Source organism: Sorangium sp. So ce426 (assembly GCF_051475585.1).
GTDB classification, from domain to species: domain Bacteria; phylum Myxococcota_A; class Polyangia; order Polyangiales; family Polyangiaceae; genus Sorangium; species Sorangium cellulosum_B.
Genome location: NZ_CP150341.1, coordinates 2,326,495 through 2,347,808, shown reverse-complemented (window position 1 = coordinate 2,347,808; position 21,314 = coordinate 2,326,495). Strand labels below are relative to the sequence as shown.

The following is a 21,314-nucleotide window of genomic DNA, read 5'->3' as shown; positions in this document are numbered from 1 at the left end:
GCATGCACGGCTGCACTTCATCGACTGCACCACTCTCCCGAGCTCTGGGCCGCCTCACACTCTGCGGATCAATGTCGCGTCATCCGGTAACGACAGGGGCCGCCATGCACCTCGCCGGCTACCGCGCGCTGGGACTCGATTTTACCTATATCCCTTTTGCGGTGACCGATGTTGAAGGCGCGACGCGCGGGATGCGCGCGCTCGGGATCCGCGGCCTCGGCGTGTCGATGCCCTACAAGCAGGCGGTAATTCCGTTGCTCGACGAGCTCGATCCGGTCGCCGAGCGGATCGGCGCGGTCAACACGATCGTGAACAACGACGGGCGCCTCAGGGGCTACAATACCGACTGGATCGGCGCGGTGCGGGCGCTCGAGGAGGCGACGCGGCTCGGGGGCGCGCGGGTGCTGCTCCTCGGCGCCGGCGGCGCGGCGCGCGCGGTCGCGTTCGGGCTCGCGGAGCGCGGCGCCAGCGTGACGGTGGCGAACCGCGATCTCGAGAAGGCGCGGCAGCTCGCGGCGGCGGTCGGCGGGGCGGCCGTGCCGCTCGACGCAGCGGCGCTCTCGCCCGACCACGGCGTCCTCGTGAACGCCACGTCGCTCGGCATGGCCGAGGTCGATGCACGAAGCCCTGTTCCAGAGGAGGTGTTGCGGGAAGGTCTCCTGGTGATGGATATCGTGTACAAACCGATGATCACGGAGCTCGTGGCGGCGGCGCGCCGGCGCGGAGCGACCGCCGTTCACGGCGGGAGGATGCTCCTCCACCAGGCTGCAGAGCAGTTCCGGCTGTACACCGGGCGGGAGCCGCCGCTCGATGCCATGGACGAAGCGCTGCGCGCTCAGCTCGGCTGACGCGCGGAGCCGCGCCGCGCGCGCGGCCTCCGGAGCAATGGCCAAGGACGGGCGCCACGCGTAGGCTTCCGGCGATGGTCTCGTTCGAGATACGCGCAGCCGTGACCGGCGACGAGGAACAGCTCCTCTATGTCGCGCGCCACCTGAACTCGGTCAACCTGCCGAACAACCGTGACGCAATCCACGAGATCGTCGCCGAGAGCCACAAGAGCTTCAGCGGGGCGATCCAGGATCCCCGCCTCCGCCAATACGTCTTCGTCCTCGTCGACCTGACGAAGGGCGACAAGGGCATGATCGTCGGGACGTCGATGATCATCGCGCAGCTCGGCCGGCGCGGCGTCCCCTACATCTTCTTCGACGTGCTCGACGAGGAGAAGTACTCGGCCACGATCGACAAGCACTTCCATCATACCGTGCTGCGCATCGGCTACTCGTACAACGGCCCCACGGAGATCGGCGGGCTCGTGCTCATGCCGGAGTACCGGCAAGGGACCGAGCGGCTCGGCACGATGATCTCCTATGTTCGCTTCCTCTACATGGCCGCGCGATCCGCGCTGTTCCAGGACGAGATCCTCGCGGAGCTGATGCCCCCCCTCGAGCCGGACGGGACAAGCCACCTCTGGGAAGCGCTCGGGCGCAAGTTCACCGACATGAGCTATGCCGACGCGGATCTCCTCTCCAAGAAGAACAAGGAGTTCATCAAGGGGCTCTTCCCGGAGGGGACCATCTACGCCTCGCTGCTGCCCGAGGACGCGCAGCGCGTGATCGGGAAGGTCGGGGCGCAGACCCGGGGGGTGGAGAAGCTGCTCCGCCGCGTCGGCTTCCGCTATGCCCACAGGGTCGATCCGTTCGACGGAGGGCCGCACTTCACCGCCCGCATGGACGAGATCTCGCTCGTGCGCGATACGCGCCGGGCGAAGGCGGGCCGCCCGTTCACCCCGAGCCCGTCGGATCCGAAGGGCATCCTCGCGATCGAGCGCCCGGACGCCCCTTATTTTCGCGCGGTCGCCGCGAGCCTCCGCGATGAGGGAGAGCTCGGCATGGCGATCGCCGAGGACGCCTGGAAGCACCTCGAGCTCCAGCCTCGCTCGCCGATCTGGGTCCTGCCGATGCCGTGACAGGGCGCGTGTGCTCCACGTCCAGTGCGCAAGGCCAACGGATCAGCCCGCCTGTGCGCCACGTCCAGCACACGCGAGACCAGCGGATCAGCCCGCCTGCGCGCCATATCCACCAGCGGATCAGGCCGCCTTGCCTTGCAACGATTCTGTTGCTACAGAATTAACAGAAGTTTTCACGAGCGTTTCGGAGGACCATGACCCTTGGATTGGACCTCGATTTCGGGCGCTTGCCCGCGCTGGAGCGGGGGGAACGCCGGTCCGGGACACCGAAAAAGGATGCCGGCCCGGAGAGGGCCCCCGAGGCAAAGGGCGGCGCGGCGCCCAGGCTCTCCGGGCGGGAGATGCGTATCGCCGCCGCGCTCGCCGAGGCGGCGATGCCGCCCGGCCGCTTCCTCGACGGCGCGGGCGCCGCGACCGCCGGCCGGCTCGCGGCCTGGCTCGGCTCGATCCCGCCGCACCTGGCGCAAGGGGTGCGCGCGGCGCTGTGGGCGATAGAGCTCGCTCCCCTTCCGTTCCGGCTCAGGCCGCTGTCGGCGCTGCCGCTCGAGGATCGGATGGAGGTGCTCCGCGGCTTCGAGCAGAGCCGGGCGCGGACGCTGCGCTCGCTGCTCCGCGCCGCGCTCACGCCGCTCAGGTTCGTCCACTACGACCGGCCCGAGATGTTCAAGCACGTCGGCTGCCGTTACGAGCTGCCCACGGTGCGCGACGAGGCGCCGCGCTGGCTCGCGCAGGTGACGGACGGGCGCGAGGTCGAGGAGGACCTGGAGCTCGAGTGCGAGGTCCTCGTGATCGGCACCGGCGCCGGCGGAGCGGCCGCGGCCTACGAGCTCGCGTCGCGCGGACACGCGGTGCTCATGCTCGAGGAGGGCGACTTCCACCGCCGCTCGAGCTTCACCGGACGGCCCGCGCGCGCCTACCGGGAGATGTACCGCGACCACGGGCTCGACATGACGCTTGGCAACGTGAACATCCCGGTGTTCGCGGGGCGCGCCGTCGGAGGGAGCACCGTGATCAACTCCGGGACTTGCTACCGGGCTCCGGAGAGCACCTTCGCGTCGTGGCGAGACGGCATGGGGCTGCCTGCGGAGTTCTCGTCCGGCGGGCTCGCTCCTTATTACGAGCGCGTCGAGCGCATGCTCCAGGTCGCCCCTGCCGACCCGCTGCACCTCGGGGCGATCGGGCCGATCGTCCGGCGCGGGGCGGAGCGGCTCGGGCTGCGGCACGGGCCGCTCCAGCGCAACGCGCCGGACTGCGATGGGCAGGGGATCTGCTGCTTCGGCTGCCCCACGGGAGCCAAGCGCTCGACCGACGTGAGCTATGTGCCCGAGGCGCTGAAGCGGGGCGCGCAGCTCATCACGGCGGCGCGGGTCAGGACGATCGACATCGTGGCGGGCCGCGCGCGGGGGGCGACTGCAGTGCTCGGCGGCGACACGAGGGCTGGCGGCCGCGCGGCGAGCGGCGCTGGGCGGGGGCCGCGGCTCGTGGTCAGGGCGGAGGCCGTCGTCGTGGCCGGCGGCGCGCTGATGACGCCGCTGCTCCTGCGCCGGAGCGGAGCGTGCCTGTCGAGCGGCGCGCTGGGAAAGAACCTCTCGATCCACCCGGCGTCGAAGGTGATGGCGCTCTTCGATGAGCGGATCGATCAGTGGCAAGGCATCCCGCAGGGCTACCAGATCGACCACTTCGCCGATGAAGGGCTGATGTTCGAGGGAGGCTCGCTCCCGTTCGACGTCGCCGCGCTGGCCGTGCCCTGGACGGGACACCGCTACACGGAGCTGATGGAGCGGTATCCGCACCTCGCGACGTTCGGGTTCATGATCAAGGACACGAGCCGCGGCGAGGTGAGGCCCGGGATCGGCGGCACGCCGCTCGTGCTCTACACGATGAACCGGGAGGACCTCGCGAAGATGAAGCGCGGGGTCGAGCTGCTCTGCGAGGTGTTCCTGACCGCGGGGGCGCGGCGCGTCCTGCCGCTCGTCGCCGGCTGCGACGAGGTGAACGGCCCCGCGGACCTGGAGCGGCTCAAGGCGCGGCAGATCCAGGCCGGGGACCTCGACGTGGCCGCGTTCCACCCGCTCGGGACGTGCCGTATCGGGGTCGATCCGCGGTCATCGTGCCTCAGGCCGGACCACCAGGCGCACGACGTCGCGGGGCTCTACGTGTGTGACGGAAGCGCGATCCCCTCGTCGCTCGGCGTGAACCCGCAGATGACCATCATGGCCATGTCGCTGCGCGCGGCCGAGCTGCTGAGCGAGCGGCTATCCGGCTGAGCCGTCGCGGTACCCGAGGGCCGCGGCGCGCTCGCTGCCGATGCGATCGCTCTCGATCGTCCCGTCGCGCATGGTCACCACGCGCGGCATCGACTCGGCGAAGCTGAGGTTGTGCGTGACCACCACGACCGTGGTGCCGTGCTTTCGGTTCATCTCGAAGAACAGCTGGTGGATCGAGTCGCTCGTCGCGGTGTCGAGGTTCCCGGTCGGCTCGTCGGCGAGCAGGAGCTTCGGCGACAGGACGAGCGCCCGCGCCAGGGCCACGCGCTGCTGCTCTCCGCCCGACAGCTCCCCCGGCCGGTGCGTCGCGCGCGCCGCGAGGCCGACCTCGGCGAGCAGCGAGCGCGCGAGCGGCTCCATCTCGCGGCGGGTCTTCCCCTGGATGAGGCCCGGCATCATCACGTTCTCGACCGCGTTGAACTCGGGGAGCAGGTGGTGGAACTGGAAGACGAAGCCGATCGTCCGGTTCCGGATCGCCGCGAGCCGCGAGCCCGGGAGGCCGGTGAGCTCGTCGTTGCCGAGGCGGATACGGCCGCTCGTCGGGAGGTCCAGCGTGCCGATGCAGTGGAGGAACGTGCTCTTGCCGGCGCCCGAGGGGCCCACGAACGCCACGACCTCGCCCTGGTTGATGACGATGTCGATGCCGCAGAGCACGTGGAGCTCGCGGCCCATGTGAACGAACGTCTTGCGGAGGTCTTCGACGACGACGAGCGGAGTGGACATGGAGTGATTACTCGTAGCGGAGCCCGTCGACCGGAGAGAGCCTCGAGGCGGCGCGGGCCGGGTAGATGGTGGCGATGGTGCAGATGAGCATCGACGCGACCGCGACCATCGCGTAGTCGGAGAGGTTCACGTTCACGGGCAACCGGTCGATGTAATAGACGTCCGGATCGAGCCGGACACCGAACCAGTACAGGCCCGTGCAGACCGCGAGCGCGGTGCCGACACCGTAGATCGTGCCGATGGCGCCGATGATCACGCCCTCGAGCATGAACACGCGCATCACCATGTTGTCCGAGGCGCCCAGCGCCTTCAGGACGGCGATCTCCTTGCCCTTCTCGGTCACCATGAGCAGCAGCGTGCAGACGATGCAGAAGCTCGCGACCGCGATGGCGATGGACAGGATGATGAACGTCGCGATCTTCTCCAGCTTGAGCGCGCTGAAGAGGTTCTTGTTCATCTCCATCCAGTCGCGGACGCGGAGCTGCGGCGGCGGCTTGCCTCCCTCCGGCGCCTCGTCCAGCGCGGCGCTCGCGGCGACGGCCGCCTCCACGGCCGGGCGGACCTCCTGCACCCGCTCGGGATCCGGGACCCGGATGTCGATGTGGGTGATCTTGTCGTCGAGGCTGAAGAACTTCTGCGCCTCTTCCATCAAGACGTACGCGTGCGTGACGTCGTACTCGTACATGCCGCTATAGAAGATCGCCGCGACGCGGAACTTGCGGGAGCGGGGCATCACGCCGGTGGGGCCGAGCTCGCCCATCGGCGACAGGAGGGTCACCTCGTCCCCGACGAGCACGTGGAGCGATTTCGCGAGCTCGCGGCCGATGATGACGCCCGGGTACACGCGCGTCTGCTGCTTCAGGTAGTCGCGCACCGACGGGTCGACGTCCGTTGGCTGGCGGAAGTCCGGCCCCTTGAAGTACGGCTCCCCGCCCGGGCCTCGACCGATGATCTCCTCGGGAGGCAGGCTCGTCAGCTTCTCGGGATCGCGCAGGTAGTCGAAGCTGCCGACCTCGATGTTCTTGGCGAGGTCGATGACCTGCCCGATGGTGTCCGGATCGATGCCGCGGACGAGCGCGCCCGCGGTGTTCGAGGCGCTGGAGCCCATCGCCTCGCCGGCCGCGACCGGGGTCGCGGCGCCCCCGTAGGGCGCGAGCGCGACGCGCACCTGGGTGAGCTTGTCGTCCCAGTTGCCGAAGCCGCCAGGGCGGGAGGCGTCGACGACCATGTGCGCGTTGTTGCCGAGGATCTTGCGCTTCAGGTCGGCGCCGAAGCCGCCCATGATGCTCGTCACCGAGCACAGGGCGCACGAGCTGACGGCGACGCCGGCCATCGACAGGACCGAGATGACCGTGAGAAAGCCGCTCTTCGAGGCGCGCACGTGGCGCGCGGCCACGTGGGGCACGAAGCTCCGGCGCTCGAGCGCGTCGAGGGCGAGCGGCAGGAGCGCCGACAGCACGAAGAACAGGAAGACGACGCTCGAGACGAGCGCGGTGAAGCGGATGATCTGATCCGTCGAGTTGAACGACGCGCCCTTCCCGACGGGCATCCTGGCCGTGAGCGTCGCGGTGACGCCGAACGCCACGCCCACGAGCGCGCCCCACCACCAGCCGAGCGCGCGATAGAGCCCCTTGCGGACGGGGCGGCTCCCGGCGACCAGGTAGCCCGCGCCCGCGCCGAACAGGGTGCCTCCAAGGATCCACCTGAAGGTCGGCTGGATGGGCAGGACCGCGACCCAGAGGACGACGATCGCGAGCGCGGCGAGCAGGGACATCGCGCCGAGCACGCGGAGCCCCACGCGGGCCTTGAACCCCCACCTGCCGGAGAGCCACCGGGCGTTGTCCGCGGTCATCCTGGCCCGGAACAGCCGAAGGGCACCCCCCACGATCAGCGTGGCGACGAGCTGGGCGATCTGCTGGGTATTGCCCGCGAAGAAGGCGCCGATGGGCGCGAGGCCCTTCGCGCGCCCGCTGGACCCGATGAGCGTGAGCGCGAGCAGGCTGGCGCCCGTGAGGGCGACCACGACCCCGACGCGCACGACGCCGGGGCGCCGCGGCTCCAGCTCGCCCTTCTTGTCGAAGCGGGTGTAGCCCCGCCAGGCGAGCAGGACGATGCCCAGAGCGACGGCGGCGAGGAGCGCGGCCTGCAACGACCTGGAGAGCTCGATCACGCGTCGGTCTCGGGACGGAGGAGCGGGAACAGGATGACGTCGCGGATGGAGGTCGCGCCGGTGAGGAGCATCGTCAGGCGATCGACCCCCATGCCGAAGCCCGCCGTCGGCGGGAGGCCGTGCTCCAGGGCGCGGACGTAGTCGGCGTCGTAATCCATCGTCTCCTCCTCGCCCCGCGACTTCTTCTCGACCTGCGCGCGGAATCGCGCGTCCTGGTCCTCGGGGTCGTTGAGCTCGCTGAAGGCGTTGCAGAGCTCGCGGCCGTCGATGAAGAGCTCGAAGCGGTCGACCAGCGAAGGATCGCTGTCCTTCTTGCGCGCGAGCGGGGAGACCTCGAAGGGATAGTCGATGATGAAGACAGGGACGCTCTTGTCGCCCGCCTCCGTGCGGTAGTCCCTCGTGAGGAACGGCTCGACCACGTACTCGTAGGCGCAGAAGACGAGCTCACCCGGCGACTCGCACTTCTTCGCGCCCGCGCGGAAGTTCGTCCAGTCGATCTCGCGCCCGCTCGCCTTCGCCGCCTTCGCCCACTCCTTGATCGGGGCGTCGTCCGCGGCGACGCGCTGCGGGACGTCGGCCGGCAGGCCCGACTTCGCCAGGGCGCGGGCGATCCCCTCGGCCATGGGGACGCGCTCGAAGCGCTCGAGCGAGTACGTGCGCTGCGCGGCCCAGGCCGCGCGCTCGGCCGGGAGCCGCTCGGCGAGGCGGGCGTCGACGTGGCGGAGCATCGCCTCGGTGGCGTCCATCAGCGTCTCGTACGTCGCGTACGCCTGGTAGTACTCGAGCATCGTGAACTCGGGGTTGTGCCGCGTCGACAGCCCCTCGTTCCGGTAGCAGCGCGCGATCTCGTAGACGCGCTCGAAGCCGCCGACCACGAGCCGCTTCAGGAAGAGCTCCGGCGCGATGCGCATGAAGAGCTCGAGGTCGAGCGCGTTGTGGTGGGTCTTGAACGGCTTCGCGGCCGCGCCGCCGACGAGCGTGTGCATCGTCGGGGTCTCGACCTCGAGGAAGCCGCGCGCGTCGAGGAACTCGCGCAGCGCGGCGACGATCGCGGAGCGGGCGCGGAAGACCCCCGCGACGTGCGGGTTGGCCACGAGATCGACGTACCGCATGCGGTAACGCGACTCGACGTCCTTGAAGCTCGTCTTGGTCGGCAGCGGGCGGTAGGCCTTCGTGAGCAGCCGGAGGCGCCCTGCGCGGATCGAGAGCTCGCCCTTCTGCGTCGCCATCGCGACGCCGTGGGCCTCGACGAAGTCGCCGAGATCGATGTCCTCCAGCCGCTCGAAATCGGCGAGGCTCCCCTGCTCGCAGTAGAGCTGGAGCTCGCCGGTGCGGTCGCGCAGCCGGACGAAGGTGACGCCGCCGAACGAGCGCACGAAGAGGACCCGGCCCGCGACGCGGAACGGGACCGGCTCGACGCGCGCCGGATCGTAGCGATCCGCCGCGGAGGCGGATCGCTCGGGCGCCGCGCCCTCGGGCCTCGGCTCGGCCGCGGCCCGCGCCCCGTCGAAGCGGGCGCGGACGGCCGCGAGCTCGACGAGCGGCTCGCCCTCCGTGACGTCGTTGGCGAACGGGTTGTCGCCGCGCGCGCGGAGGCGCGCCGCCTTCGCCTTTCGCGTGGCGATCAGCGTCTCCTCGGCGCGCGCGGCCTCGGCGGCCTCCTTCACGAGCCGCTCGGTCTTCTTGTCGTTCGGTCTGTCTTTTTGCTGGCTCACGGAGCGTCGTCCTCCGCGACCGAGCCGCCCTTCCTGAGCGAACCGCCGGCCGCGGCGAGCAAGTAGGCCTCGATGAAGCCCTCGAGATCGCCGTCGAGGACGGCGTCCACGTCGGTGGCCTCGGTGGAGGTGCGCACGTCCTTGACGAGCCGGTAGGGCGCGAGGACGTAGTTCCTGATCTGGCTGCCGAAGTTGATGGAGCTCTTCGCGGCGTTGTAGGCCTGGACCTCGGCCTCCCGCTTCTGGAGCTCCATCTCGTACAGCTTCGCCTTGAGGACCTTCATCGCCATCGCGCGGTTCTGGTGCTGGCTGCGCTCGGCGCGGCACACGATGTTGAGTCCGGTCGGGATGTGCCGCAGGCGAACGGCGGTCTCGACCTTGTTCACGTTCTGCCCGCCCTTGCCGCCGGCGCGCATCGTCGTGATCTCGATGTCCTTCTCGTTGACCTGGATGTTGATCTCGTCGTCGCTGTCCGGGGTGACCTCGACGGCGGCGAACGCGGTCTGGCGGGTGTGATCGGCGTTGAACGGGCTCATCCGGACGAGGCGGTGGACCCCGGCCTCGGAGCGCAGATAGCCGTACGCCGCGTCGCCGCTCACCGTGAGGGTGACAGCGTCGATGCCGGCCTCGTCGCCGTCCTGGTAGTCGATGATCTCCGTCTTGTACCCGCGGCGCTCGCAGAAGCGCAGGTACATGCGGAGGAGCATGGACGCCCAGTCCTTCGCGTCGGTGCCGCCGGCGCCCGGGTGGATGCTGACGATGGCGTTGCCGCGGTCGGCGGGGCCGGACAGCATCCGATCGAGCTCGACCTTGCGCAGGCGCCCGGCGATGGCGTCGGCCTGCGCGTCGGCGTCGGCGATGACGCCCTCGTCGCCCTCGGCAGCGCCGAGCTCGAGGTACTCCGCGAGATCCTCGATCTCGCGGCCGAGCCGCTGCGCCACCTCGAGCTTTGACTCGACCTGGGCGCGCTTGCGGAGGACGGCTTGGGCCTTTTCCTGATCGTTCCAGAACCCCGACGACAGCGTCGTCTGGGTCAGATCCTGGAGCATCCGTTCGAGCTTGGGGACGTCAAAGATGCCCCCTTAGCGCCTCAAAGCGCCGTTTGATGTCGAGGACTTTCTCGCGGGTCTCGGAGAGCATGGCCGGGGATCTATTCGATCTGGGCGGCGATCGCCAGGAGAGACGCCAGGCGAGACCGCCGCGCGCGGGCGGGCCGAGGCGGCTCCACGCCGGCCCCACGTCGGCTCCACGTCCGGCGCGCCGGCGACGCGCTCTCCGACGCGGCGCGCGGCCGGAGAGGGTGCGGCGGATGACCCGGCGCCGCGGATTCCTTGGCCGTGGACCGCGTCACGACCGCCGGGCGCCCCGAGGCCGCGCGAGCTCCGAGCTTCCCGTCCAGCAGGACAAGGCGCCTCAACCAGGAGTCGGCGCAGGGACGGACTCCCGGACGGCGCGGCGGATCCTGGACCACAACCGCTGAGCGCTCCGCGCTCGCCTTGGGTGCCGCAGGGCATCCCGGATGGCCCGGAGGGAGACCGCGGGAGGCGGCGCCTTGCTGCTCAGCGCGGCGTCGAGGTAGCGGCCCAGGTACTCCGTCAAGGCGACGGCGGTGACCGCATTGGAGAAGAGACCGGCGACCGGGACGAGGCCGAGCGTGAAGTTGGCGAAGAGCCTGACGCCCGCTCCACCCCAGATGATCTTGCTCACCTGAAGCCACGGAGCCCTGCGGAGCGGCACGCCCCGGCGCCGGGTCAGCGACACGGAGAAGGAGTAATGAATGGGAACCACGATCAGCTCATCTGCGCCGGGAATGGGCTGAGTGACGAAGCTGATCACTGCAGCGATGGCAGAATACTTGTTGGTCAGCCGGCGGATCGTCGGTTCCATGGGTCGTATATACGGCCTGGAGCCTGCCGCCGGGAGGCCGAGACAAGCATGTTGACGAGGGCGCGGCGCGCGCAGCCGAGGGCGGATCACGCTCGGCCTGGACGAAGCATGGGAGTCTCCGCGCTCGTCGGTGTCCTGAGGGCCCTGGAGATCTTTGCAGGACAGGGAGAGGGAGATCTCCAAAGCGCGCTGGGGCGCCCCGCGGATTGGACCCCGACATGGGAAAGACCATTTCCCGCGGCCCTCGCGGGGCGCCGGCGCTACGGATCGAGCCCTTCCCTGCACGCGACCCGGAGCTCGCCGAGCGCGGCGACGAGCGCGCCGCGCTCGCCCTGCCACGCCGGCGACGGGTCCTCGGCGTCACGCCGGCGGATGTGCTCGCGGGCCTCATCCCAGAGCGGACGCGGCGGCGCGAGCGGCGGCACCCGCGCGCGCACCGCGTCCGTCAGGCGCAGCACGCGCTCGACGCGGGACAGCGCCTCGCCGAGCGGCACCTCGCCCGCCTTGCAGCGCCGGAGCAGGCCGCACTCGTAGCTGCTGCACACGGAGAAGCGCATCTCGTAGACGGTGCACTTCCGGTCGAGGTGGCAGGGGCACGGCAGGCTGAAGGCGTCGTGGTACCGGTTGCAAGCGAGCGGCAGGCGCAGCTTCTCGGCCCGCGGGAGCTCGTGCTCCTCGAGCGGCGCGACGTCGAAGAGCAGCCCCGTGCAGCAGAGGCCACACGCGGTGCAAAGGTCCGAGCCGTCCGGCCGCGCCTCGGGGGCTTCGTTCGCTGGGGGAGCGCTCACCCGCGTCGATTGGCACGCGCGTGGCCGCGCGTCGAGGCGCGAAGCGGACGGGCGTGCCCCACGAGCGCGTGTCCGACGAGCGCGTGTCTGACGCGCGCTCAGAGCGCGGCGTCGTCGAGCACGATCTCGCGCAGGTGGTCGAGCCCGACGGACCCGGAGCCGATCACCCTGGCGTGAAACGCCTTCAGATCGAAGGCCTCGCCGTGGCGGCGCCGCAGCGTGTCGCGCAGCTCCAGGACGACGCGCTCGCCGACCTTGTAGGAGATCGCCTGCCCCGGCCAGCCCAGATAGCGCGTCGCCTCGCTGTGCGCGTGATCCAGCGTGAGGAAGGCCCGGCGGTGGAGGTACTCGACGGCGATCTCGTAGCGCCAGGGCTCGCCGGCGTGGAGCGGCGCGTCCCGGGGGATCGGCAGCTCCAGGTGCATGCCGATGTCGAGGACGACGCGGTAGGCGCGCGTCAGCTTGCCCGCGAGCATCCCGAGCACGTAATCGGGGCGCTCGAAATAACCGAGCTCGTACATGAGCTGCTCGGCGTAGAGGGCCCACCCCTCGGCGTGGCCGGAGTTCGTCACCAGGAAGCGGTGGAGTCGGCTCAGCCGGTCATCGAGGTGCACCTGGAGCGCGCACTGCAGGTGATGGCCGGGAAAACCCTCGTGGTACGCCGTGGTGATCTCCTCGTAGAGCGGGAACGCCTGCTTCGTGCCGGGCGCATACCAGACGGTGCCGGGCCGCTTGAAGCCGTCGCTCGGGGGCACGTAGTAGGCGCCGAGCGCGCCGCCCGGCGGAGCGAGCTTCACCTCGATGTGACGGATGGGCGCCGGGATGTCGAAATGGACGCCGTCGAGATCGGCGAGCGCCTTTCGCTGGCGCTCGGACATCATGCGGAGGAACTCGTCGGCGCCCTGCGCGCACCGGGCGGGGTCGGTCATGAGCAGATCGATCACCTCGGGCAACGACGCGCCGGGGAGGATCTCGCCGGCGAGGCGCGCCATCTGGGCCTCGATGGCGTGCACCTCGGACCACCCCCAGGCGTAGGTCTCGATCGGGTCGATGCTCGCGCCGAGGAAGCGGCGCGCGAGGCGCAGGTAGCGCTCCTCTCCCACGGCGTCCGCGGCGCGCGCGCTCGGCAGGTACGTCTGCTCCAGGTAGCCGGCGAGCGCGCCGAACGCGGCGCGCGCCCGCTCGACGCCGTCGACGACGCGTGCGCGGCCGGCGCCCGCGCCGCAGCCCGACGCCTCGTGAGCGGCCGGCAGCGTGAGGAAGAACGACGCGTCGCCCGCCTGGTAGCGCGCCTGCTCGATCACGGCGAACACCTGGCGACGCGCGACGACCTGGCCCGTCCGGCGGCCCTCCTCGAGCGACGCGCGGTAGCTGTCGCACGCGCGGGGCAGGCCCTCCAGGCGCGACGCGATGGCCTCCCAGCCGGCGGCGCTGTGGACATCCATGAGGTCGAAGACCATCCGGAGGTGCTGGAACGCCGACTCGATGTTGTTGAGATCGCGCAGGTGCTCGCCGTGACGGAAATCGTCGAGCCGCTCATCCAGGTGTTCCGCCATGACACGGCGTGCGAGGCGACCCCACCGCGCCTCCCCGCCGGGGCGCGGCGGCGGCAGCGAGCGGAGCCGCTCCTGGAAGGACGCGACCGTGGAGGCCCAGGACGCGGCGCCGCTCGGGCTCCAGTCGTTCCAGGCGCCTTCGTCGCAGGGGATGCCCGCGAGGGTGGCATGGGCAGGACAGCGGGCAGCGAAGGCTTCGACGAACTCGTCGCTGAGGGCGAAGATGGGATCACGCGCGTCGTGGTCTTGGCTCACCGCGACAGCATATGCGGCCACGACCGGATTTTCTCCGGGCGCGCGAGACGATCCGTCGGGTCTTCGTTACGCTTGCTGGAGGGAGGTCGCTCACGCGGCGGCCTCGGGGAGCGACATGAACCACCGCAGCCTGCCAGGCGAGCTCCATGACGACGACCGGCCCTCCTGCGCCGCTCCTCCATCGCGCCCCCGCCCCCCGCGGCGGCGCGCCTGGCCCCGCGCCTCGGCGCTCGTCGCCGCGGCGGCGATCGCGGCGCTCGGCTGCACCGCGAGCTCGACAAGCCAGCCGGCGACCTCCGCGTCACAGCCCGCGGCGATGACGCCCGCGCAGATCGCGGCGCGCGCCATGCCGGCGGTCGTCACGATCCGCGGCGACGGCTCGCTCGGGGCGGGCTTCCTCGTCCGCGAGGACGGCTGGATCGCGACGAATTTCCACGTCGTCGCCGGGATGCCGGACCTCAAGGTCGTCCTCTCCGATCAGAGCGAGCACCCGGTGCTCGAGGTGCTCGCGTTCGACGAGGCTCGAGATCTCGCGATCGTCCGGATCCACGCGCCTCGGAGGCTCCCGCTGCTCTCGCTCGGCAACAGCGGCGCGGTCCGCCCCGGCGATCCGGTCGTCGCGATAGGCCATCCGCTCGGCCTCGCGGACACCGTGTCGAACGGCCTCGTGAGCGCGGTCCGCGTCGTGGATCCGGAGCTGACGCTGCTGCAGATCTCCGCGCCGATCGCGCCAGGCTCCTCGGGCGGCCCGCTGTTCAACGACCACGGCGAGGTGATCGGCGTCGCCGCGGCGGTCTCGACGCAGGGGCAGAACCTCAACTTCGGCGTGCCCGCCGACTACCTCAAGCGGCTGCTCGTGCGCCCCGATCCCGTCCCGCTCTCGACGTTCGCGGCCGAGACGGCCGAGGAAGAGCAAGGGCTGCCGGCGGTCAAGCGATCGGTGCCTCACCACGCGCTCGCGATCCTCCGCGGCTGCACCGAGGGTGACCTGCTCGTGCTGGCGCGCACGATGGACGGCGCGATCCAGGTCGGCTCGCCCCTCTACAACCAGGGGGATTTCGCGTCCTGCTACCACGTCTACGCGGGCGCCTCGCTCGACATGGAGCGCCGGCTCGGCCCCGCGTGCAGGGGCCCGAGGAACGCGCTCGTCGAGGGGCGGCGCAAGGCGGCTGGCCTCGACGACGAGGCCGCCCAGGCCTGGGCGATGCGCGACGCGTTCGACGGGCTGCTCGAGGTGATCCTGCGCAAGGTCCACGGCGAAGCGCGGTGAGCGGCGCCTCGCCGCGGTAGCGAAGGGGGCCGGGCGCGGCGCGCCGCGGCCCCGGAGCGCGGTCGGGGTGCCGCTAGTCGAGCTGCGCCGGCGCCGGCCGGCCCGCGTCGTGCGCGACGGCGGCGCGCGCCGCGGCGCCGCGGTGCCCCGCCGCGACGACCCCATCCCCCGCCGGAGCGACGCCGCCCTCCCCCGCCCCGCGCGGCTCGCCCTGGTCGTCGCTGCCCCGCATGAAGGGCAGGATCCGCTTGAGCCACGACGAGACGTCGTCGAACAGCGAGTAGGCGACCGGGGTCGCGAGCAGCGTCAGGAGGAGCGCCAGCGTCTGCCCGCCGATGATCACGAAGCCGGTCGCGCGGTTCGTGCCCGAGCCCGCGCCGCTCGAGACGACGAGCGGGATCATGCCGGCGACGAACGCGAGCGTGGTCATCAGGATCGGCCGGAGCCTGTCGCGGTTCGCCTCCAGGATGGCCTGCGCCCGCGGCAAGCCGTGCTCGCGCAGCTTGATCGTGTGATCGATCTGGAGGATCGAGTTCTTCTTCACGACGCCGAACAGCACGACGATGCCGAGCAGCGAGAAGATGTTGAGCGACTGCCGGAAGATGATGACCGCGATGAACGCGAACGGCACCGTCAGCGGCAACGACAGGAGGATCGTGATCGGGTGCAGCCACGACTCGAACTGCGCCGCGAGCACGAGGTACATGAAGACCAGCGACAGGAGGAGGGCGACGAGGAAGCTCTTCATCATCTTGACGAGCTCCTTCGACGCGCCGACGGGGCCAGCGGAGTAGCCGGACGCGAGGTTCATCTGCGACGCGGCCTTGTCGAGCTCCTGGATGACCGTCTGCTGCGAGTAGCCCGCCTCGAGGTTCGCGGTCAGCATGACCTGCCGCTGCCGGTTGTACCGCTCGATGCGCGACGGGCCCGTCCCCTCGGTGAACGACACCACGTTGTCGAGCGTCACGGCGCCGAGCTTGGTCGAGGGCACCGTGATCTTCGCGAGGCCTTCCTTGTCGGAGCGGAAGCTCGGCAGCGCGCGCGCGCGCACCTCGTACTGCTCCCCGCCTTCGTTGTAGGTCGACACCTTGTACCCGCCGACCAGGAGCCGCAGGGTGCTGGCCACGTCGCCGACCTGAACGCCGAGATCGGCGGCCTTCTTGCGGTCGATGACCACGCGGATCTCCGGCTTGCCCACGAGCAGCGAGGTGTCCGGATCGACGACGCCCGGGATCGCCTTGAGCTTCTGCAGCAGCACGTCGGAGTACTGGCCGATCTTCTGGAGGTCGGGGCCTTGCACCTGGTAGGCGATCTGGGTGTTCTGGCCGCCGGAGAAGGCGGGCACTGGGCCGATGTTCGCCCGGAGCTTCTCCGCGTCGAACTTGGGCTGGAGCTCGCGCCGGGCGCGATCGATGAGGTCCTGCTGCGACAGCGCGCGTTCCTCCGCCGGCTTGAGCTTCACGTAGATGGTGGCCATGTTCGGCGTCTTCTGCGGATCGTCGCCGATCGTCGTCAGCGTGTACGAGACGCCGGGGAGCTTCTCGATGTCCGACGCGAGCCGCGTGGCGATGACGCGCGTCCCGTCGAGGCTCACGCCCTCGGGCGCGCGCATGCTGACCTGGAACTGCGACTCGTCCTCGATCGGGAGGAAGTTGAACTTGGCCATGCCCCCCAGCACCGGGATCGAGAACAGCGCCAGGAGCGAGGCGAGCACGATCACCCAGCGGTGCGCCATCGACCAGCGGAGGATCGCCATGTAGCCGCGCTCGATCGGCCCGTAGAAGCGCGACTCCTTGGAGCTGCTGGCGTCGTGCTTCTCCGGCTTCTTCAGCCATCGCGCGGACAGCATGGGCGTCAGCGTGAAGCTCACGATCAGCGACACCAGGATCGAGAACGCCATGGTGAGGCCGAACGAGTTCAGGAAGCGGCCGACGATGCCGCTCATGAACGCGACCGGGAGGAACACGGCGACCAGCGAGAGCGTCGTCGCGAGCACCGCGGGGCCGATCTCCTTCGTGCCCTGGAGCGCCGCCTCCCAGGGGCTCGCGCCCTTCTCCTCGATCCAGCGGTAGCAGTTCTCGAGGACGACGATCGCGTCGTCGATCACGATGCCGACCGCCAGCGTCAGCGCGAGGAGCGTGATCCCGTTGAGCGTGAAGCCCGCCACCTTCATCAGGGCGAACGTGGAGATGATGCTCGTCGGGATGGCGATCGCCGAGATGATGGTGCTGCGGGCGTTCGCGAGGAAGAGCGCGACGATGATCGCGGCGAGCAGCGCGCCGAGCACGAGGTGCTCCTTGACGGCGTGGACCGAGTTCTTGATGAACTCCGACTGATCGCGGGCGATGGCGATGCTGTACCCCTCGGGGAGGCGCTTCTCCACCTCGCTGATCCGCGCCTTCAGCCCGTCGATGACCTCGACGGTGTTCGTCCCGCTCTGCTTGCGGATGCTGAGGAGCACGGCAGGATCGAGGCCGCGGAAGCCGGCGGACTCCGGCTCCGCCATGCCGTCCTGGACCTCCGCGACGTCGCCGAGCCGGACGGAGTAGCCGTCGCGGTTCGCGAGGACGATGTCCGCCATCTGCTGGACCGACTGCACGCGGCCGCGCGTCCGCAGGGTGAGCGCCCTGCCCCCTTGCTCGATCCGGCCGGCCGGGATCTCGACGTTCTGGCTCGCCAGCGCCTGGGTCACCACGCCGCCGGTCAGGGCGTACTTCTCGAGCTTCTCCGGATCGATCCAGATGTTGATCTGCCGGCTCCGGCCGCCGATGAGCAGCACCTGTCCGACGCCGGCGAGCGACTCCAGCTCGCGCCGGAGCGTCTTGTCGGCGAACTCTGTCACCGAGCGGACGTCCGCCTTCGGCGACGAGACGGCGAGCGTGAGGATCGGCGCGGCGTCCGGATCGAGCTTGCCGACCACCGGCGGGTCGATCCCTTCCGGCAGATCCGCGAGGATGCCCTCGACCTTGTCGCGCACCTCCTGCGCGGCGACGTCGACGTCCTTCTCGAGCTGGAAGGAGATCATGACCTGGCTGAGCCCCTCGACCGAGGCCGAGCGCAGCTCGTCGATGCCGCTGATCGTGTTGACCGCCGACTCGATCTTGTCGGAGAGCTCCGTCTCGACCTCCTCGGGCGCTGCGCCGGGGAGGACGGTCGTCACGACGATGAACGGGAACTCGACCTTGGGGAACCGATCCACGCCGAGGCCGAAGTAGGAGAACGCCCCGAGCACCGTCAGGAGCAGGACGATCACCGAGGCGAAAACCGGCCTACGGATGCAGATTGCCGCGAGCCATTGCATGGTCGCTACCTTTCTTCAGTAATGAGGCGCGCGGTGCGCTCGGCTCACTGCGCCGCCGCGACCTCGATGCCGTCCGCCAGCTCGCTCACGTTGTCGATCGCGACCTCATCCCCCTCCGAGAGCGGACCGACGACCTCGACGAGGCCTTCGATCTTGCGACCGGGCTTGACGAGCCGCTCCGTCACGCGATCGCCCGACTTCACGAACACGCGCGCGCTCGTCCCGGAGGTGCCGACCGCCGACTCGGGGACGAGGATCGCCGTTCTTGACTCGCCGGTCAGCGTCAGCTGCCCCTGCGCGAAGAGGCCGGGGCGGAGCTTGCCCTCGCTGTTGTCGAACTCGGCCTCCACGGGCAGGGTGCGCGACGAGGCCTTCAGACTCGCGCCGATCCGCTTCACGACGCCCGGGAACAGGCGGTCGGGGAAGGCGGCGACCGAGACGCTGACCGGCTTGCCCACCTCGATGTGCGCGATGTCCGCCTCGGGCACGTCGATGCGCAGCCGCAGCGGGTTGTCGCGGACCACGACCGCCACGACGCGGCCGGGGCTCGCGTACTCGCCGACGCTGATCCGCTTCTCGGCGATCGCGCCGTCGAACGGCGCCCGCACCGTCGTGTCGGACACCGCCTTCGAGGCGAGCCCCGCCTGCGCCTGCGCGGACGTGAGCGCCGCGACGGTCGCGCGGATGCCGTTGACCGCGGCCTCGTACTGCGCGGCCGCGTTCTGGGCCTGCGTGCGCGCCGCGTCCCAGGTCGACTGGGGGACGGCGCCCTGGTCGTAGAGCTGCTTCACGCGCTCGGCCTCGGACTTCGCGAGCTCCATGCTCTGCTTCGCGGCCCGGACCTCCGGCACCTGGTCGGGATCGATGCCCTTCGGCGACGCGCCTTCCTGCAGCGCAAGCTTGGCCCGCGCCTGCGCGACGGCCGCGGACGCGGCCTGCGACTGGAGCGCGACGTTGCGCGCGTCGAGCACGACGAGCGGATCGCCCTTCTTGACCCGGGAGCCCACGTCGACCGCGACGCTCACGACCAGGCCGCCGACCTGCGTCGCCGCCTCGCTCGTCTCGTCGGCGACCAGGGTGCCGCTGATGTCCAGCGTCTGCGCGAGCGGGCGCGCGGTCACCTTCCCGAAGCGCACCGCGGGCTTCTGGCGTGGCGCGGCGGAATCGCGCGCCGGCGACGGCTGCGCGTCCGCCTCGGGGCGGCGACAGCCGGTCAACGTGGGCACCGCGAGCGCAGCGAGCAGCGCCGCGACGACGGCGGCGCGGGAGTGATTCGATGCGGCGCTACGAGCGCCGAGAGCCCATCGAGCGAAACGGCGCTCGGGTCCGCAAGGAGGATGTGTCATGGGGAGTCCGCCCGGTTCTTTGCCAGCGCCTGCCGGTGCGGTCCAGGAGCAAAGCTGGCGGGCAACACACTAGGGTGCTGACCGGCCGGTCATCAAGGGGGTGTTCCGGACAAGGTCTCCGTCCCTCTCGCACTTCATGCCGCCATGACCGCGAAAAACGTGCTGGGAGATGGGCGCCGGATCGCGCGGCCGGCGGCCGGCGATGAAACGAGCGGGTGAATCGCGGGTCACCCTCCCGAAAAGAGGCGCCGAGGGCGCCGCCGCTGGGCGCACACGCCCTCCCACGGAGTCGACCGCCGCGACGCGGAGGGTAGGCGACCATGTGAAATATCGTCGCAGAAATTTTTAACGTAATTTAATACTCCGTTGCCGGAAATTGATCTGCCCCCTGGAGCGCGGGAGATCCGGAGGCGAGCGGCGCGGACGAACGCCGGCTCAGCGCCACGGGTCGAAGGCGCCTCGGAGCACAGGGCCCGAGAGCTCGACGAGGAAAGGGTCGAGCGCGCACAGCGCGTCGAGCCACGCCACGTCCGAGGGCGAAGCCGTGGGCTGCTGGGCCAGGGACGCGAGGCGGCGGGCGCGGGTCGCGTGGGCGTGGGCGCGCGCCTCGGCATAGGAGGCCATCTCCCCGGCCGACATCATGAAGGCCCAGTCGCTCGATTGAAGGAGGAGGAGCTCGCGGATCGCCTGGTCCAGCGCGCGGCCGGGCAGGCCGCCCGCGTGGCGGCAACGCGACAGCGCGCCCAGCACGGCGCGCTCGGCGTGGTGCGCGTGGCGCCACAGGGAGGACGCGCTCGGGCCCGTCCAGAATGCGCCGAACCCGCCTTCACCCCACGTCGACGCGGCAGGCTCCACGACCTCGACGGGCGGATGGCGCTCCAGGTACGCGCCGAGCGCGATCGGAACGGCGCGATCCGAGGCCGCGAGGCGGCGCAGGGCGTGCTCGAGGAACTCGGGCCCTTCGAGCCACCAGTGGCCGAAGAGCTCGGCGTCGTAGGGGGCCACCAGGATGGGCGGGGCGTTCACGCCGCGGATCGACGCCAGCGCGGCCTCGCGGCAGGCCACGAAGTCCGCGGCGTGCGCGCGCGCCTGCGCGGAGGCGCGGACCGGGTCGTACGGCGCCTTGTCGGGGCCGGGCCCGGTCACGCGATGGAGCTTGAGGCCGGTCATGAGCCGGGTGCCGTCGGGACCGACCTCCCCTTCGAGCTCGCGCTCGGGCAGGTCGAGCCCGACGTCGCGGTAGAACTCGCGGTACACCGGGTGACCCGGATAGCCGGCGTCGCGCGACCAGACCTCGCGCGCGCTGTCGCGATCGCGCCCGAAGCACGCGAGGCCGGCAGGCGAGCGCACCGGGACGGACGCGCCCGCGGACGCAGGAGGCGCGGCGAGCGTGAGCGCGTGGGCGTCGAGCACGGTGAAGCGGACGCCCGCCGCCGCGAGATCGGCGTCGAGGCCGGGCGCGTAAGCGCACTCGGGCAGCCAGAGGCCGCGAGGCTCGGGCGCGCCGGTGAAGGCCGCGAAGGCGCGGCGGCCGAGCCGCAGCTGCGCCCGGATCGACGCCGGCGTGGCGAGCAGTCCGGGCAGGTACGCGTGCGTCGCGGCCGTGGTGAGGAGCTCGAGGCGGCCCGCCCCGGCGTGGCGCACCAGGGCGCCCGGGACATCGCCGCCGAGCGCCTCCCAGGAGCTCGCCGCGTCCGCGAGCCGCGCGCGGTAGAACGCGGCGGCCTCGGCGAAGCCGCTCCCGGCGAAGCGGGCCTCCACCCGGGCCGCCAGCGCGGTGAGCCGGCGGAGGTGGTCCTCGAACCGGCGAAGGAGCAGCTCGTCGCGCAGCATCGCGAGGAGCGACGGCGAGACGGAGAGCGTCAGCGGGGCGACGACGCGGTCGGCGGCGAGGCGATCGAGGACCCCGAGCAGGGGGAGATAACACTCCCAGAGCGCCTCGAAGAGCCAGCGCTCCTCCAGGGAGCGGACGTGCTCGGGGTGACGCACGTACGGCAGGTGAGCGTGGAGGACGAGGGCGACGTAGCCCGGCATGGAGCGCTGGGGGCGGGAAACCGCCGGCGGGCTGTC

Annotated in this window: 15 protein-coding genes; 4 read left to right on the top strand and 11 right to left on the bottom strand. The window is 70.9% G+C overall.

Going from position 1 to position 21,314, the window contains the following annotated elements; all coding sequences use genetic code 11:
* Window positions 1–2 precede the first annotated feature (2 nt).
* The 3 genes from WMF44_RS08870 to WMF44_RS08860 all read left to right on the top strand — a co-directional run bounded on the left by WMF44_RS08870 (window position 3) and on the right by WMF44_RS08860 (window position 4,233).
* A complete protein-coding gene (locus WMF44_RS08870) occupies window positions 3–848 on the top strand; it encodes a shikimate dehydrogenase (protein WP_437298696.1) in 846 nt (281 codons plus the stop codon).
* A gap of 74 nt (window positions 849–922) precedes the next feature.
* Window positions 923–1,966, top strand: a complete 1,044-nt coding sequence (locus WMF44_RS08865; protein WP_437298695.1) for an arginine N-succinyltransferase — start codon at window positions 923–925, stop codon at window positions 1,964–1,966.
* 194 nt (window positions 1,967–2,160) lie between these two features.
* Window positions 2,161–4,233, top strand: coding sequence for an FAD-dependent oxidoreductase (locus WMF44_RS08860; protein ID WP_437298694.1), 2,073 nt, complete (start codon window positions 2,161–2,163; stop codon window positions 4,231–4,233).
* On the opposite strand, the gene WMF44_RS08855 is transcribed toward WMF44_RS08860, so the two are convergent.
* The 8 genes from WMF44_RS08855 to WMF44_RS08820 form a co-directional block, all read right to left on the bottom strand.
* On the bottom strand, window positions 4,222–4,956 hold the full coding sequence (locus WMF44_RS08855; RefSeq protein ID WP_012234271.1) for an ABC transporter ATP-binding protein: 735 nt from the start codon (window positions 4,954–4,956) through the stop codon (window positions 4,222–4,224). The two genes, WMF44_RS08860 and WMF44_RS08855, sit on opposite strands and share 12 nt — an antisense overlap.
* Window positions 4,957–4,963: 7 nt before the next feature.
* Window positions 4,964–7,126, bottom strand: coding sequence for an FtsX-like permease family protein (locus WMF44_RS08850; protein ID WP_437298693.1), 2,163 nt, complete (start codon window positions 7,124–7,126; stop codon window positions 4,964–4,966).
* Window positions 7,123–8,841 carry a lysine--tRNA ligase gene (lysS, locus tag WMF44_RS08845; RefSeq protein WP_437298692.1) on the bottom strand — a complete coding sequence of 573 codons (1,719 nt, stop codon included), beginning with the start codon at window positions 8,839–8,841 and terminating at the stop codon, window positions 7,123–7,125. The genes WMF44_RS08850 and lysS overlap by 4 nt, the downstream gene beginning before the upstream one ends.
* A protein-coding gene (gene prfB, locus WMF44_RS08840) for a peptide chain release factor 2 (protein WP_157907532.1) occupies window positions 8,838–9,981 on the bottom strand; the annotation gives its coding sequence in 2 pieces (ribosomal slippage) (window positions 8,838–9,911 and window positions 9,913–9,981; 1,143 coding nt in all). Before prfB ends, lysS begins: the two co-directional genes overlap by 4 nt.
* Window positions 9,982–10,254: 273 nt before the next feature.
* Complete coding sequence (locus tag WMF44_RS08835; protein WP_437298691.1) at window positions 10,255–10,728, bottom strand: hypothetical protein; 474 nt, start codon at window positions 10,726–10,728, stop codon at window positions 10,255–10,257.
* A 260-nt stretch (window positions 10,729–10,988) separates the two neighbouring features.
* The gene (locus WMF44_RS08830) at window positions 10,989–11,516 is read right to left on the bottom strand and encodes a hypothetical protein (RefSeq protein WP_437298690.1); all 528 of its coding nucleotides are present in this window, start codon (window positions 11,514–11,516) and stop codon (window positions 10,989–10,991) included.
* A gap of 98 nt (window positions 11,517–11,614) precedes the next feature.
* Window positions 11,615–13,327, bottom strand: a complete 1,713-nt coding sequence (locus WMF44_RS08825) for a DUF885 domain-containing protein (RefSeq protein ID WP_437298689.1) — start codon at window positions 13,325–13,327, stop codon at window positions 11,615–11,617.
* 90 nt (window positions 13,328–13,417) lie between these two features.
* A complete protein-coding gene (locus WMF44_RS08820; protein WP_437298688.1) occupies window positions 13,418–13,675 on the bottom strand; it encodes a hypothetical protein in 258 nt (85 codons plus the stop codon).
* Between WMF44_RS08820 and WMF44_RS08815 the strand changes: the two genes are divergently transcribed.
* Entirely contained in the window at window positions 13,674–14,597 is a 924-nt protein-coding gene (locus WMF44_RS08815) for a S1C family serine protease (RefSeq protein ID WP_437298687.1), read from the top strand. The two genes, WMF44_RS08820 and WMF44_RS08815, sit on opposite strands and share 2 nt — an antisense overlap.
* 73 nt (window positions 14,598–14,670) lie before the next feature.
* Here WMF44_RS08815 and WMF44_RS08810 read toward each other — a convergent pair whose 3' ends face one another.
* From WMF44_RS08810 to WMF44_RS08800, 3 genes are all read right to left on the bottom strand, one after another.
* Window positions 14,671–17,898, bottom strand: a complete 3,228-nt coding sequence (locus tag WMF44_RS08810) for an efflux RND transporter permease subunit (RefSeq protein WP_437298686.1) — start codon at window positions 17,896–17,898, stop codon at window positions 14,671–14,673.
* 44 nt (window positions 17,899–17,942) lie between these two features.
* On the bottom strand, window positions 17,943–19,124 hold the full coding sequence (locus WMF44_RS08805; protein WP_437298685.1) for an efflux RND transporter periplasmic adaptor subunit: 1,182 nt from the start codon (window positions 19,122–19,124) through the stop codon (window positions 17,943–17,945).
* 555 nt (window positions 19,125–19,679) lie between these two features.
* Window positions 19,680–21,278: a glycoside hydrolase family 57 protein gene (locus WMF44_RS08800; RefSeq protein WP_437298684.1), complete on the bottom strand. Its 1,599-nt coding sequence runs from the start codon at window positions 21,276–21,278 to the stop codon at window positions 19,680–19,682.
* Between the last annotated feature and the right edge of the window lie 36 nt (window positions 21,279–21,314).